The 15,209-nt window shown below is 74.0% G+C and carries 10 protein-coding genes; 4 read left to right on the forward strand and 6 right to left on the reverse strand.

The window, feature by feature from the left end:
* The first annotated feature begins 126 nt into the window (after positions 1 to 126).
* Positions 127 to 654, forward strand: a complete 528-nt coding sequence (locus tag CTZ28_RS11200) for an SRPBCC family protein (RefSeq protein WP_121889147.1) — start codon at positions 127 to 129, stop codon at positions 652 to 654.
* A 4-nt stretch (positions 655 to 658) separates the two neighbouring features.
* Here CTZ28_RS11200 and CTZ28_RS11205 read toward each other — a convergent pair whose 3' ends face one another.
* The 5 genes from CTZ28_RS11205 to CTZ28_RS49500 form a co-directional block, all read right to left on the reverse strand.
* On the reverse strand, positions 659 to 3,520 hold the full coding sequence (locus CTZ28_RS11205) for an NHLP bacteriocin export ABC transporter permease/ATPase subunit (RefSeq protein WP_121889148.1): 2,862 nt from the start codon (positions 3,518 to 3,520) through the stop codon (positions 659 to 661).
* A 1-nt stretch (position 3,521) separates the two neighbouring features.
* Complete coding sequence (locus tag CTZ28_RS11210) at positions 3,522 to 5,744, reverse strand: NHLP family bacteriocin export ABC transporter peptidase/permease/ATPase subunit (RefSeq protein WP_121889149.1); 2,223 nt, start codon at positions 5,742 to 5,744, stop codon at positions 3,522 to 3,524.
* Positions 5,741 to 6,544, reverse strand: a complete 804-nt coding sequence (locus CTZ28_RS11215) for an HlyD family efflux transporter periplasmic adaptor subunit (RefSeq protein WP_121889150.1) — start codon at positions 6,542 to 6,544, stop codon at positions 5,741 to 5,743. The genes CTZ28_RS11210 and CTZ28_RS11215 overlap by 4 nt, the downstream gene beginning before the upstream one ends.
* Positions 6,545 to 6,650: 106 nt before the next feature.
* Positions 6,651 to 6,866: a type A2 lantipeptide gene (locus CTZ28_RS11220; RefSeq protein WP_121889151.1), complete on the reverse strand. Its 216-nt coding sequence runs from the start codon at positions 6,864 to 6,866 to the stop codon at positions 6,651 to 6,653.
* Positions 6,867 to 7,431: 565 nt separating this feature from the next.
* Positions 7,432 to 7,623, reverse strand: a complete 192-nt coding sequence (locus tag CTZ28_RS49500) for a hypothetical protein (protein WP_121889152.1) — start codon at positions 7,621 to 7,623, stop codon at positions 7,432 to 7,434.
* Positions 7,624 to 7,813: 190 nt separating this feature from the next.
* Between CTZ28_RS49500 and CTZ28_RS11230 the strand changes: the two genes are divergently transcribed.
* The gene (locus tag CTZ28_RS11230; protein WP_183154343.1) at positions 7,814 to 9,199 is read left to right on the forward strand and encodes a S1 family peptidase; all 1,386 of its coding nucleotides are present in this window, start codon (positions 7,814 to 7,816) and stop codon (positions 9,197 to 9,199) included.
* Between the two features lie 84 nt (positions 9,200 to 9,283).
* On the opposite strand, the gene CTZ28_RS11235 is transcribed toward CTZ28_RS11230, so the two are convergent.
* A complete protein-coding gene (locus CTZ28_RS11235; RefSeq protein WP_398655746.1) occupies positions 9,284 to 11,425 on the reverse strand; it encodes a SpoIIE family protein phosphatase in 2,142 nt (713 codons plus the stop codon).
* An 890-nt stretch (positions 11,426 to 12,315) separates the two neighbouring features.
* On the opposite strand from CTZ28_RS11235, the gene CTZ28_RS11240 reads away from it, so the two are divergent.
* Entirely contained in the window at positions 12,316 to 14,766 is a 2,451-nt protein-coding gene (locus tag CTZ28_RS11240) for a SpoIIE family protein phosphatase (protein ID WP_121889153.1), read from the forward strand.
* Positions 14,767 to 14,846: 80 nt separating this feature from the next.
* A complete protein-coding gene (locus tag CTZ28_RS11245) occupies positions 14,847 to 15,122 on the forward strand; it encodes a hypothetical protein (RefSeq protein ID WP_121889154.1) in 276 nt (91 codons plus the stop codon).
* Positions 15,123 to 15,209: the final 87 nt, after the last annotated feature.

Below are 15,209 nucleotides of genomic sequence, written 5' to 3' on the forward strand. Positions count from 1 at the left end.
GCGCCGCTCCTGGAGCGCCCGCGGCCCGCAGGGGAGATCGTGGAGGTGTGCGGTCTGCGCCGGCCCAGCACCTCCCGGCACCGCAAGGTGCGCAGGGAACCCGCCACCCCGAAGGGCTGATCCACCATGTCCGCCGAACTCACCGGAACCTATGTGACCTTGACCGACGGCCGCCCCGCCGTCCGCTTCAGCCGCACCTACGACCAACCGATCGACCGCGTCTGGCGGTTCGTGACCGACCCCGCCGAACTGCCCCAGTGGTTCCCGTCCCACGCCGAGATCGAGCTGCGGTCCGGCGGCACCATCCGGTTCAGCGGCGACCCGCACATGCCGGAGTCCACCGGCCGGGTGCTCGCCGTCGACCCGCCCCGGCGGCTGTCCTTCGACTGGGGCGGCGACGAGCTGCGCTTCGACCTGGCGGAGACCGCCGACCGGCGCACCCGGTTCACCCTCACCAACGTCCTCGGCGAGGAGAACACGGCCGCCCGCAACGGTGCCGGCTGGGAGGTGTGCCTCGCCGCGCTGGACGCGATGGCCCGCGGCGAGGCCTTCACCGGGCCGCACGCCGGGGCGAGCGCACCCTGGAAGGAGTTCTACGCCGCCTACCTCGCCGCCGGGGTCCCCTCCGGCGCACCCGTGCCCGGCCTCGGCTGACCCCTCACGCCAGCTGCCGCCGCACCAGCTCGTGCAGCCGCCCCCGGGCGTCGGCGAGCAGCTCGGCGGGCGGGCCCTGCTGGGTGATCCGGCCGTCCTCCATCACGATGATCCGGTCCGCGTCCAGCACCGTCGACAGCCGGTGCGCGATGACGATGCGCGTGGCGTTCAGCTTGCGCGTGCTCTCGATGACCGTGCGCTGGGTGTCGTTGTCCAGGGCGCTGGTCGCCTCGTCGAAGAACAGGATGCGCGGGCGCCGGATCAGGGCCTGGGCGATCATCAGCCGCTGCCGCTGGCCGCCGGAGACCGCGCCGCCGCCGGAGACGATCGTGTGCAGCCCCATCGGCATCCGCTTGATGTCCTCGGCGAGCCCCGCCAGCTCGGCCGCCGCCATCGCCTCCTCCGGCGTGTACGGCTCGGTGCCGCAGATGACGTCCAGGATCGACCCGGTGAACGGCTGGGCGTGCTGGAGGACCACCCCGCACTGGCGGCGCACGGCCGACTGGTCCAGCGCCGCCAGGTCCTGCCCGTCGTACAGCACACTGCCCGAGACCGGCCGGTCGAACCCGATCAGCAGCCTCAGCAGGGTGGACTTGCCGCACCCGCTCGGGCCGACGACGGCGACGAACTCGCCCGGCCGCACCTCGAACGACACGTCGTCGAGGACCAGCGGCCCGTCGTCCGCGTACCGGAAGGACAGCCGGCGGGTCTCCAGGGCGCCGGACAGCGGGCCCGGCCGGGTGCTCGCCGAGCGCACCTCGGGGGTCGCCTCCAGGACCGGCTTGATCTCCTCGAACAGCGGCAGCGCGGCCACCGCCGAGACGAAGGAGCCGGTCAGCTGGGTGACCGAGGTCAGCACCATCGTCACCGAGGTGCTGAAGGTGAGGAAGTCCGCCGCCGACATCGTGCCCCGCGCCGGGCCCGCCAGCAGCATGAACATCAGCAGCGTGCACACCGGCAGATAGACCGCGCCCAGCACCGTCGAGACGTTCTTGATCCGGCCGACCTTCTGCTGGAGCTCCCGGCTGCGCGCGAACTCCCGCGCCCAGGCGGCGTACGCGTAGTTCTCGGCCGCCGCCACCCGCAGCTTGGGCAGGCCGCGCAGGGTCTGGAAGGCCTGGTTGTTCAGCTTGTTGCCGAGGACCACCAGCTGCCGCTGCCGGCGCACCTGCCACAGCCCGAGCCCCAGGAACACGGTCCCGATGACGACCAGCATGCCGAGCGCCGCCGTCGCCATCGACGGGCTGTACCAGAACAGCAGGCCCAGGTTGATCGCGCCGATCGTCACCGACTGCGCGACCACCGGACCGACGCCCGCCAGCAGCCGGCGGATCGCGCTGATGCCCATGGCCGCGCTCGCCAGCTCACCGGTGGAGCGCTGGGTGAAGAAACGGGTGGGCAGCCGCAGCAGCCGGTCCCACACGGCGGGCTGGAGCGTCGCCTCGATCCGGCCCTCGAGGCGCAGGACGGACAGGTTCTGCAGCAGCGTGAACGCCGCCGCCACCACACCGCTCACCAGCACGGCCAGGCAGACCTGGACGATCAGGTCCGTCTGCGCCTTCGGTACGTACTCGCCGAGCACCTTGCCGGTCGCGATCGGCACCAGCGCGCCGATGGCCACCGTCACCAGCCCCGCGAGGAGCAGCCCGAGCAGATCGGCGCGGGTGCCGTGCAGGCTGAACCGCAGCAGGCCGAGCGGCGAGAGACCCCGGTCGGGCAGCGGCCGGTAGAACATCACCGCGCGCGGCTCGAACTCCTCGGCGTTCGCCTTCTCGATCGGCGTCTCGCGGCCGGTGCCGGGATGGACGGCCACATAGCCGCCGCGCCGCCAGAGCAGCGCGACCGGTGCCCCCGACAGCGCCCGGTGCCCGACCAGCGGGCCCACGTTCTCCCGCCACCAGGGTCCGTACAGCCGCACGGTCCGGGTGCGCACCCGGGAGGCGAGGGCCACCCGCTCCACCGGGTCGAGGCGGTCGCTCTCGGTGCCGCTCTGCGCGGGCTCGGCGAGCCTGATCCCGGCCGCCTCGGCGACCAGCTTGCAGGCCGCGTACCCGGCGTCCGCGTCGGCGGCCGTGGTGCGGCGGGCCGAGCGCTTGCCGATGGCGGCGAGCAGCGTCCGGTCGGCGCGGGCCCGGACCTCCTCACCGGCCTTGATGCCGGCGGCCGCGCGCGTCTCATGGGTGCGCTCCAGCTGCTCGATCCACCGGTCGAGGGCGGTCAGCAGCCGGTACTGCTGGTCCACCACGGACTGCCACAGCGCCGGGTCCATCAGCAGATCGGCGGCGGCCTCGGCGCCGTACAGCGAGCCGTACTGCACGCTGCCCGGCGGCACCTGCATCCAGAACACATCGTCGTCCTCCCCCACGCTCGACATGACGCGGGCGGGGGGACCCCCAGGTGTGGCCGCGCGCTGCTCGGCCATGGGCGCCTGGAAGAGGACGGACAGCCCGCGGCCCACGCCGAGGGCGACCGCGTACTCCAGCGGGCTGGTGGCGGGCGGGACGTACTGCGGGGTGCCGTACTCGTCGTACGCCCAGGTCTCGGTGCCGGCGGGCTGGTACAGCTCGCGCAGGTTGATCCGGTGCACCACGCAGTCCCGCACCGGGCGGGCCACCAGGGTGTGCTGGGGTCCGGTGACCGGACCGAGCAGCAGCGCGCCCGCCTCCAGCCGGCCGAGGTGGTGCCAGTGGCCCTGCTGCGCGGCGTCCACCGCGAACAGGTCCAGGGCGCCGGCCGCGACCAGCCACAGCACCTGCGGGCCTTCCAGGTCGACACGGTTGAAGCCGGCGCAGTCCACGCGCGTGCCCAGCGAGCCGAGCGCACCGAGCACGAGGTCGCCCTCGTACCCCTCCTGACCAGGCGTCATCTCATCGCTCCCGCACCAGTGCCGCGTACGCGCCGGCGCGCGCCACCAGTTCCTCGTGCCGCCCGCGCTCGACGACCGTGCCGTGCTGGAGCACCACGATCTCGTCGCTGTCGCGGACCGTGCTCAGCCGGTGCGCGATCACCACGCAGGCGCAGCCGCGCCGGCGCAGGTTGTCCATCACGACCAGCTCGGTCTCCGCGTCCAGCGCGCTGGTCACCTCGTCCAGCACCAGGATGCTGGGCCGGCGCACCAACGCCCGTGCGATCTCCAGGCGTTGGCGCTGCCCGCCGGAGAAGTTGTGGCCGTCCTGCTCGACCCTGCTGCGGATGCCGCCCGGGCGGCGCATCACCACGTCGTACAGGGCCGCGTCCTGCAGCGCCTCCACCACGGCCTCGTCCGGGATCGAGGGATCCCACAGGGCCACGTTGTCCCGGACCGAGCCCTCGAAGAGGAACACGTCCTGGTCCACGAAGGAGACCGAGGAGGCCAGCGCCCCGCGCGGAATGTCCTCGAGGCGGCGGCCGTCGATGCGGATCACGCCGTCCCACGGGGCGTACAGGCCCGAGATCAGCCGGGACACGGTGGACTTGCCGCTGCCGGAGCCGCCCACCAGGGCCACCTGCTGCCCCGGGCCCACGGTCAGGTCGAAGCCGCTCAACAGCGGCTTGTCCAGCGGGCTGTAGCCGAACGTCACGTTCTCCAGCTCGACGTGCCCGCGCAGCCGGCGCGTGGAGTCGCCGGAGCCCGGCCTGGCGTAGAGCGGATCGGCCTGGAAGTTCTCCACGTCCTTCAGCCGGGCCACGTCGGCCGCGAAGTCCTGGATGCGGCCCGCCACGCCGTTGAGCCGGGTGAGCGGCGCCGTGAAGCGGGCCACCAGCGCCTGGAACGCGACCAGCAGACCGACCGAGATATGGCCCTCGACCGCCCGCATACCGCCGATCCACAGGATCAGCGCGCTGTTGAAGGTGGCCAGCGTCGGCGCGACCACCCCCAGCCACGCGCTCGGCACCCCGAGCCGCTGCTGCTCCTCCAGCGTGGTGGCGTGCTGCCCGGCCCACTTGCGGAAGTAGCCGTCCTCGCCGCCGGTCGCCTTCATCGTCTCGATCAACTGCAGCCCGGTGTACGACGTGTTGGTCAGCCGCGCGGTGTCCGCCCGCAGCTTCGCCGTGCGGGTCGCGCGCAGCCGTACGACCAGCCGCATCGCCACCACGTTGAGCAGCGCCACACCGATGCCGACGAACGTCAGCTGCGGGTCGTAGGTATAGAGCAGCACGGCGTACAGCACGACCACGACGGCGTCCACGCCCGCCGCCGCGAGGTCGCGGGCGAGGGTCTCGGCGACCTGGTCGTTGGACTGCAGCCGCTGCACCAGGTCGGCGGGGGAGCGCTGGGAGAAGAACGTGACCGGCAGCCGCAGCAGATGGCGCAGGAAGCGGGCGCTGGACAGGGTGGAGGAGATGATCCGGCCGTGCAGCAGGTTGGCCTGCTGGAGCCAGGTCAGCACCAGGGTGAGCAGCACACAGGTGGCCATCGAGGTGAACAGCACACCGAGCAGCGAGGTCTGGCCGCCGATGAGGAACATGTCGATGTAGGTGCGGCTGAGCGCGGGCACGGCCGCGCCGACCGCGACCAGCAGCAGGCTGGCCAGCACGGCGGCGGGCAGGGCGCCCGCGGTGCCGCGCAGCCGGGCCGGCATCGCGCCGAGCACACCGGGACGGCGGCCGCCCTTGCTGAAGCCGTCGCCCGGTTCCATCACCAGCACCACGCCGGTGAAGCTGCCGTCGAACTCCTCCATGGGCACGAACCGGCGGCCCTTGGCGGGGTCGTTGATGTACACCCCGCGCCGGCCGAAGCGGCGGCCCATGCCGTCGTAGACGACGTAGTGGTTGAACTCCCAGAACAGGACGGCCGGTGCCGCGACCTTGGCGAGCGCGGCCAGGTCCATCTGCATGCCCTTGGCCGTCAGACCGTAACTCCGGGCCGCTTTCAGCAGATTGGAGGCGCGCGAGCCGTCGCGGGAGACGCCGCAGGCGATGCGCAGCTCCTCCAGCGGCACATGCCTGTCGTAGTGACCGAGGACCATGGCGAGGGAGGCGGCGCCGCACTCGACGGCCTCCATCTGGAGCACCGAGGGGGTGCGGACCGCGCCGCCGGCGGGCTTGGGGACCGGCCGCTTCGGCGGAGCGGCGCGCCGGCGGCCACGGGATTCCTGGGTCGTGCTCACGGCAGCAGCCAATCGACGGGACGCTGGTCGGCCAGCTTGACCGAGGCGGAGGCGAGGGTCATGGAGTCGAGCCCGAACGGTGGCCCGCCGGACGTGGACCAGCTGAGACCGCTCTTCGTCGCCGATCTGTCGAGCGTGACCAGGACGGCCACCGGGCGGCCCTCGCGGGTGAACTGCTCGCCCAGCTGGCTGTCGCCGAGGAAGGCCGCGATGGACTGGGCGGACTGGGCCGTGCGGTCCACCGACTTCACATGGCCGCGCAGCACGCCGTACTCCTGTGTGGGCACCGACGACACGGTCAGGTCGACGGGGGCCTTCGCCGGGATGGCGGCGGCGTTCCCGGCGGGCACGTACACCGTCGCGTACAGCGGGTCCGAGGCGCGGGCGACCTTCTCCACGGCGGCGACGTTCGCGCCGGTGCCGATGATCTGCCCGATGGTGGCGGCGAGCATGGTGACCCGGCCCGGCGCGACCGTGCGCACGACCGAATCGCCCTTGCTCGTACGGACCTTCAGCACGGGCGCCGCGGCGGGCAGCCGCTCGCCCTGCCGGGCAAGGACGGCGGTGACCTGACCCGCGACCGGGCTCTGCAGGATGTAACTGCCCTGCCCGTGCGTGAGGATGGCGGGCGCGCCGACCGTGGAGGCGACCGAGCCGGTCACCGCCCACACGGCGGCCGCCGCCAGCACGACGAGTGTGACGGACAGCGCGAGCCAGCCCTGCGGGCGGGCGAGGCGCACCGGAAGGTCCAGCTCCTCCGGCGACTGGAGCTTGGCGAGGGCCTGTTGGCGGAACTGCACGGAACTTCCCTCACCTGCGAGGAGACTCGGGCACGGCGGACTGCGCAACGCCGGAGAGTCCCGGAGCCGTCGGACGGCTCCGGGACTCGGCGGCAACCAGGTGCGATCAGAGACCGGCGACCAGGTTGGTGACCGGCTGGGTGTTCAGGCCGGTGATGCCCTCGACGGTGCCGACGGCGGTGTTGACCAGGCCGGAGACCGGCACGACGCCGTCCACCAGGCCGGTCACGGTGCCGACGGCGTTCAGCGCGAGGCCACCGGAGACGTTGTCCAGCTCGGCGTCGGAGATCTCGGCGGTCTCAACCTGGGGGGTGGAGTTCATGTGGGAATTCCCTTCGTACGGATATTCACAAGGGGGAGAGCGGCCCCCTCTGGGGACGGCCGCGGCCACGGGCGCCGGGCGCCCGTCTCCGGGAGCCCCGCAGGACCCCCGCGGTGCGTTGGATCAAAGCACGCACGCGGCTCGCCCTTCCAATCAATCGCCTTTCCCACCAGGGCAGTTGGGCCGTGCACGGGCTCGTGCGGTGCAGGTGCGGGCACGGCTTGTCGGCGACTCCTTCACATGCGGCACGGCATCGGTGCACAGGAGCACTTGCACCCGCCGCGCGGATTCCGGCACTCCGCGCCAAAGGCGCGAGAGGGGGCGCGCGATTGTGCAGATCCGCTGGTTCCCGTGACCCGCTTGGGCAATCGATGTGCAGATTCCCTGAACCGGGGATTCGGCCGGCCGTCCTGAACGGATGGTGATCGGCCGGACACCGAGCGTGCCGGTTCGGTGGGCACCGTCGCGATCAGGACATCCGAACCCGGCACCGCCCGCCGGAACGACGTCGGCTGCCGCACCGACGCCATCGGCGCGAAGGCGCCGCGCGCCGCCGAGAGGGCGATCACCGTCGCGGTGCCGGCGGCGGCCGCCAGCGCCCGCCCGACGGTCCGCCGCCCTCCCGGGGCAGCCGCTTCGACCAGGGCGGACGCCAGGCGGCACGGTTCTCGCCCACCGCCTCGGCCGACAGTCCGAGAGCGAGCACCCGGGGCGCGAAGCCGACGGAGTGGATCTTGTCGGTTTCGGCGGTGGTCATCGTCCTATGGGGGATTGTTCCCGGGCGCGCCCGGCGGCCCGCGCCGCGTGGCCGATTCGCCCATGCGTACGGCGAGTTGGCGGATGTGTTTGAACGCGCCGCACGACCCGTCCGTACCTAGGGCCAGCCAGGCACCCCCGTTCAACTGCCCGACAGCGGCAGAGACCCCGTCCCCAGGAGGTCGAGAAGGTTGAGTCACAAGCGAATTCCGAAGCGCAAGGCCGCGATCGCGGTGGGTGGTGTCGCGGCGCTCGGCGCGGCGGCCCTCCTGCTGCCGAACGCCAACGCGTCCCAGGACGACGAGGCCGCCGGCGCGGCCCCCCGGACCCTGAAGGCGGCCGACGCCTCGGACCTCGCCGCGCAGTTGAGCAGCCTGCTCGGCGACGCCTTCGCCGGCTCCTACTACGACAGCGGCAGCCAGCAGCTCGTCATCAACGTGGTCAGCGGCGACAACAACGTGATCGTCCAGGCGAAGAAGGCCGGCGCGGTCGTCCGTCAGGTCGACAACAGCACGGCCCAACTGCAGTCCGCCGCACGGACGCTGCGGACCGAGGCGACCATCCCCGGCACCTCCTGGGCCGTCGACCCGCGGACGAACCGGATCCAGGTCACCGCCGACAGCACGGTCACCGGCGCCGCGTGGGACAGACTGGAGTCGACCGTCCAGGGCCTCGGTTCCGGCATGGCCACCATCAAGAAGTCCGCGGGCACCTTCAAGACCTTCGTCTCGGGCGGTGACGCCGTCTTCTCGCAGGTGCAGGGCGGCGCCGTCCGCTGCTCCCTCGGCTTCAACGTCACCGCGTCCGACGGCAGTCCCGCCTTCCTGACGGCGGGTCACTGCGGGGTCGCCGCCGAGAACTGGTCCGACTCCGAGACCGGTCAGCCGATCGCCACCGTGGACCAGGCGACCTTCCCAGGCGAGGGCGACTTCTCGCTGGTCACCTACGACGACGCCACCACGCAGGCACCCAGCGAGGTGAACGTCGGAGGCGGGCAGAGCGTGCAGATCGCCCAGGCCGCCGAGGCCACCGTCGGCCAGGCGGTGCTCCGGATGGGTTCGACGACCGGTCTGCGCGACGGCACGGTCACCGGGCTGGACGCGACCGTGAACTTCCAGAGCGAGACCGACCCCAGTGGCGTGGACACCGTCACCGGCCTGATACAGACGGACGTGTGCGCCGAACCCGGCGACAGCGGCGGGCCGTTGTTCACCCAGGACGGCAGCGCGCTCGGTCTCACCTCCGGCGGCAGCGGCGACTGCACCAGCGGCGGCGAGACCTTCTTCCAGCCGGTGACCACCGCCCTCCAGGCGACCGGCGCGACACTCGGCGCCGGCGGCGCGGCTGACCAGAACGGCGGCGGCGAGCAGGCGGGCGGCGACGGGGTCGGCGGCGACGGGGCGGGCGGCGCGGCCGACCCGTCGGCCCCCGCGGACGACCCGTCCGGCGCGGGCGACGCGATGGGCGGCGGTCAGCCAGGCGCGGGCGACCAGTCCGGTACCGGTGAGCAGTCCGGTACCGACGACCAGTCCGGCACCGGGGCGCACGCCGGCGCGTCCCGCTCCAGGAACCACTGATCGGCCTACCCGCGGTTCCGGTCGACGGTGGACGGTCCGGCCCTCCGGCGGGAGGGCCGGGCCGCGTCGCGTGCCGGCCGTGGCTCAGCCGTCACCGCGCGCCCGCAGCAGCAGCACCGCCACGTCGTCGGCCCGCTCGCGCGCCGCCATGCTGTGCCGCACGACCTCGTCGGCCAGGTACTCCAGCGGCTGATCACCCGCCGTGGCGAGCAGTTCCCCCAGATCGGCCAGGGCGTCCTCGATGTCGATGCCGGGCGATTCGATCAGGCCGTCGGTGTAGAGGGCCAGCAGCGAACCGGGGGCCAGCCCGACCTCCGTGCTCGGATACGTCGCCGCCGCGTCGATGCCCAGCAGCGGACCACCGGCCAGGTCCAGCACCCGCACCCGGCCGTCCGGCCGTCTCAGCAGCGGCGGCGGATGCCCCGCCCGCGCCATCACGGCCCGCCCGCGCGCCGGGTCGAGCCGCAGATACAGACAGCTCGCGAACAGCTCGGCCCCCAGGTCGATGAGCAGCCGGTTGGTGCTGCTCATGACCTCCTCGGGCGACTGGCCCCCGGTGGTGAACGCCCGTACCCCGGTACGGATCTGCCCCATCAGCCCGGCCGCGGTCACGCTGTGCCCCTGGACGTCGCCGATCACCGCCGCCGCGAACGGCCGGGTCGGCACCAGATCGTAGAAGTCGCCGCCGATCTCCATGCCCTGAGTGGCCGGCAGATAGCGGGCGGCGGCCTCGATACCGGGCAGCCGGACCAGCGAGTGCGGCAGCAGGGCCGCCTGCAGCCCGTGCGCCAACTGGTTCTTGGTGTCGTAGAGCCGGGCCCGCTCCAGGGCCTGCGCGATCAGCCCGCCCAGGCTGGTCAGCACGGCCCGCTCGTCCGCGGGGAAGGCGTGCGGCTGCGCGTAGGCGAGCACACAGGTGCCCACCGGCCGCCCGGACGCGATCAGCGGCAGATAGGCCCAGGCGGCGAAGCCGTCCGGGGGCGCGTGCCGGTTCGGGTACAGGTGCTCCAGCTGCTGCCGCGACTCGAAGAAGGCCGGCAGCCCGCTCCGCAGCGCGTGCGTGCCGGGGGTGCGTTCCGTCAGCGGCAGGCCGTCGAACTGCTCGACGATGTGCGTGTCCGGGTAGCCGCGGTGCCCCAGCACACGCAGCCGCCCGGCCTGGGAGCCGAGCAGCACGAGGGCCTGACTGCCCACGGCCGGGCAGATCTCGTCCGCCACGAGCTGCACCACGTCCTGCACGCCGACCGCCTCGGTCAGCGAGCCCGCGAGGCTCAGCACCTGCGAGATGGTGACCAGCCGGGACGGGCTCTCGTTGCGCGGCGCTCGCGGCGCCATCTCCGCGACCGCGCGGGCCCTGCTGATGCGCACGCTCAGCCCGGTCGTGCTCGGGTAGAGCCGGAAGGACAGCCAGTCGCCCGGCGGGCGCAGCGCCACGAACGAGGTGATGTGCTGGCTGATCAGCGCCGCCCGGTAGCGGTCCTCGTAGACGGGATCGTTCAGCCAGGGCACCGAGGCCCACAGATGGGTGCCGAGCAGATCCTCGGCGACGGCGCCGAGCAGTTCGGCCGCCGCGGCGTTGGCGAAGCCCACCCGGCCGTGCAGATCCAGCGCCACGAGCCCGTACGGCAGCCGGGCCACCATCCGCGCCGCCTCGACGGTCCCCAGCGTGCCCGCCAGGTCCGGCAACGGCGCCGCCAGCAGGTCGGGCTCGTGCGGCGTGGCGCGGTTCGCCCGCGCGGCCTGTTCCAGCCGTGCCGCGAGCAGGTCGCAGGCGCGCGTCAGATGCTCCCGCTCCCGGTCCGACAGCTCCGGTGGATGCGCTCCCGGCCAGGTCACGTAGACGGCGCCGTAGGTGGCGTCGGCCGTCGCCAGGGGCAGCGCCGCCAGGGCGAAGGAGTAGGGGAGGACCATGGAGATCCGCGGGTAGCGGCGGGCCATGTCCTCCTCGCCGCCCACCCAGACCAGCCGGCCCTCGCGGACCGCCTCGGACACCGGGACCGGCGCGCTCAGCCCGACCCGCTCCCACGGCGCCGCGAACGCCCGGGGCAGCCCCGCCATCACCGCCATCTCCAGCACGGGCTCGTCCGGGGCCAGCAGGTAGACCGCGCCGGAGTGGGCCTTGACGTGCTCCATCATCGCGGCCAGCGACAGCGACAGCAGCGGCCGGCCGGACCACGCATCGGCCGCGGCCTGCGGGGGCGTCCGCCCGTCGGACACGGCGACCACCTCCTCGCGCGGCGCGCCGCGCATCCCAAGGCTCAAGGCTGCCTCGTGGCGGCGCCCGGCGCACGGCGAGCGCCGCCCGTGGGGGCAGATGCCACGGACGGGACCCCGGGCGGGTGGTACCGCGTCCGCGGGCGGCGACGTGAGCCGAGCCGCGGTGGCCGCCCCGACCCCGCTGCGGCGTCCATGGTGAGCGGCGGGCGAGAGGGCGTACGCACGACACTCGGGGCGTTCCCGAGCGCCCCGTGCGCCGCCCGCCCGTCGCCGGAGCCCGCGCGGCGCGCCGCCCCCGTCGGCCGGTCTCACCCGCCGCAGGCCACCGCCCGTGAGACGCCGCACTTCCCGGCCGGTCGCTGTCCGTGAGGCGCCGCCTCTCCTGCCGGCACCGTCGCTGAGGCGCCGCTCTTCCCGGCGGGTCGCCCTCCGCGCGGTCCCACCCCGCCGCAGGTCGCCGTCCCTGAGCCGCTGCCCCTCTTGCCGGTCACCTCCGTGAGGCGCCGCTCTTCCCGGCCGGTCGCTGTCCGTGAGGCGCTGCCGCTGTTGCTGGTCGTCGTCCGCCAGCCGTCGTCTCTTCCCGGCCGGTCGTCGTCCGTCGAGTGCCGTCGTTTCTGCCGGTCACGGTCCGTCGGACGCCGCCCCTCCTGCCGGTCACGGTCCGTGAGACGCCGCTCTTCCCTGCCGGTTACCGTCCCCTGAGGCGCCTTCTTTTCCTGCCGGGTCACCATCGCTGAGGCGCCGCTCTTCCCGGCCCGGCGCTCTTCGTCAACCGGGGGTGCTCGTGCTGCGCTGTCCCGTGGCCGGTCCCGGAAACCGTGTGTGGGCCCGGCGTACCCGGTGTGGGCGGCTTCCGGGAGCGGTCGCAGGGGCTGCGCGGACGCCCCATAAGCGCTGTAATGGCGGACGTGGTCAGTGAGGGCGCTGCGGTACGCAGAACGAGGACGGAGCGTGCCGAAGCCGCCCTCGGAACGCTGGCCGCCGACCCCCGGACCACCGACCGGCTCCGCCGCGTCCTCGAACAGGCCCTCGTCCTCGCCGGCGCCGCCTTCGCCGGCCTGTACACCCTCGGTGACGACGGCGCCCGGCTCTGCCTCACCGAGTCGGCGGGGCTCCCGCGCACGCTGTACGGGCTGCGCGACAGCTATCCCGTCCCCGGCCGTTCCCCCGCCGCCGAGGCCCACCGCACCGGGCACCCGCGGTGGCTCGGCCCCGACGAGCTGGCCGGCTCGCCCGAGGCGCGGCGCACCCCGTCCCCGGACTTCTGCGTGGCCGCCCTCCCGGTGCACGGCGGCGACGGCGTGCTGCTCGCCGCGACCGAGAACCCCGGCGGCTTCGACGGCACGGACCGCGCCTGCCTCGCCCTGGTCGCCGCCGCGATCGCCCTGCCCGACCCGGCCCGCCCCGAGGAGACGGGCGAGCTGCCCGCCGACGCCTTCAGCCTGGCCATGGACACCGGCCGGGTCGAGGTCGGCGAGCGGATCCTGGAGCTGTTCCGCATCGGCCGGGGCACCTTCGACGGCAAGGTCGAGACACTGCTCGGCCTGACCGTGCCCGAGGACCTGCCCTCGCTCATGTCCGTCGTCGAGCCCGACCACATGTCCGTCGGCGAACGCGAGCTGGAGTTCCGCGTCCTGCAGCCCTCCGGCCCGCCGAAGTGGCTCCGGCTGCGCGGCCGGCTGCTGCCCGGCGGCGACGGCCGCCCGGCCCGGCTCGTCGGCACCGTGGCGGACGCCTCCACGCTCCGCTCCGACGTCACCGACGTGGCCCGCGTGCAGCGCCTGGCGGCGTCCCTCGCCACCGCGGGCACCGTCAGGGACGTCGGCCAGGCCGTCGTGGCCGCCCTGCGCAAACCGCTCAAGGCCGACCGGATCGCCCTCGCCGAGCTGGAGAACGACCGGTTCGTGGTCACCGTCCTCGACCCGCCCGAACCCGAGGCCTGGCCCGAGCTGTGGCGCACGGAGTGGCGCACCGAGTGGCCCGACGCCCCGGTGCGCTCCATGCCCACCCTCGCCGCGGCCCTGCGCGAGGGCCGCCCCCAGATCCGGCCCGCGGGCACCGCCCTGGAACCCGCCCTCGCCGAGGTCGGGCCCGGCGGCCTGGCCGTGCTGCCGCTGCCCGCCGGCGGGCGCATGGCCGGCGCCTGCCTCATCGGCTGGGACCGCCCGCACGACTTCGGGCCCGACGAGCGCGCCCTGCTCACCGCCTGCGCGGGCCTGGCCGGCCAGGCCCTGACGCGCGCCCACGCCTTCGACGCCGAGCACGAGCTGGTCGGCATGCTGCAGCGCACCCTGCTGCCGCGCCGGCTGCCCCGGCTGCCCGGCGCGGTCGCCGTCGCCCGCTATCTGCCCGCCACCGCGGGGCTGGAGGTCGGCGGCGACTGGTACGACGTGATCCCGCTGCCCGACAACCACGTCGCCCTCGTCATCGGCGACGTCCAGGGGCACAACGCGGGCGCCGCCACCCTGATGGGCCAGATGCGCACCGCGCTGCGCGCCTACGCGGCCGAGGGCCACCCGCCCGACGTGGTCGTCTCGCACGCCAACCGGCTCCTGACGGAGATGGGGACGGACCTCTTCGCCACCTGCTGCTACGTCGACGTCGACATGGAGGAGGGCGCGGCCTGGTGCGTGCGGGCCGGACACCTGCCGCCGGTGCTGCGTCACCCGGACGGCGGCACACAGGTGGTGGAGGCAGCGGGCGGACCCCCGCTCGGCGTGGTGACCCAGGCCGACTTCCCGATGACCCCGCTGCCGCTGCAGCCCGGCACCCTGCTCGCGCTGACCACCGACGGCCTGGTGGAGTCCGCCGAGGAGGACATCGACGTGGGACTTGACCGGCTCGCCCGCCGGCTGGCCGTCGCCGACCCCGCCGACCTGGGCCAGGTCGCCGACGCCCTGCTCGGCGGCGCCCACCGCGGCGACGACGTGGCGCTGCTGCTCATGCGCTACGACGGCATGGCCGTACGCCCGCGACGCGAGAGCTGGACCGTGTGGCGGGTGCCCGAGGCCGTGCGGCACGCCCGCCGCTTCACCCTGCGCACCCTGCGGTCCTGGGGAGTGCCCGCCGACGCCAGGGACGCCGTGCTCCTCGTCGTCTCCGAACTGGTCACCAACGCCCTCGTGCACACCGACGGCCAGGTCCGCCTCGGCCTCACGCTGATCAACCACCGGTTCCGCGTCGCCGTCGCCGACGCCTCGCCGCGTACCCCCGTCAAACCCACCAGCCTCGGCTGGGAGGCCACCGGCGGCCGGGGCATCCTGCTCGTGGAGGCCATGGCGGCGGCGTGGGGGACGGTACCGGCGGGCGGCGGCAAACAGGTGTGGGCCGAACTCGTGCTCGGCGGCTGACCGCCACACGGGTACCGGTGCGGGCCCCGCCCGGCAGGTCGCGGGGGCGGGGCGCGTGAGCCGTGCCTAGGGTCCATGCCGTGTCGCACACCTTCGGAGAACTCGTCGCCAAGCAGCGCGCGGCCGACGCCGCCCACGCCCAGGTCCAGGAACTGCGGGACACCTACGGCCCCCCGGCCGAGGCCCAGTTGACCCCCACTCAGGCGGACACCTACGAGACCGCCGTACGGGCCTGGCGGGACCTGGCCCGGGACCTGCAGACCGCGCTGAGCGAGTACGCGCGCGACGAGGGGCGGTCGCTGACCGACGTCGAGGCCGAGGTGCAGCGGGAGGCGGCGGAACCCGAGGGAAACTGACACCGTCGCCCCGGTGTCAGGGACCGTACGCCCAGCCGGATTCCACCCTTCCGAAAGGTTCCCGTAGAACCCAGGACGTGTCGTCGT

The sequence above is a fragment of the Streptomyces shenzhenensis genome (assembly GCF_003688995.1).
Lineage (GTDB): Bacteria > Actinomycetota > Actinomycetes > Streptomycetales > Streptomycetaceae > Streptomyces > Streptomyces shenzhenensis_A.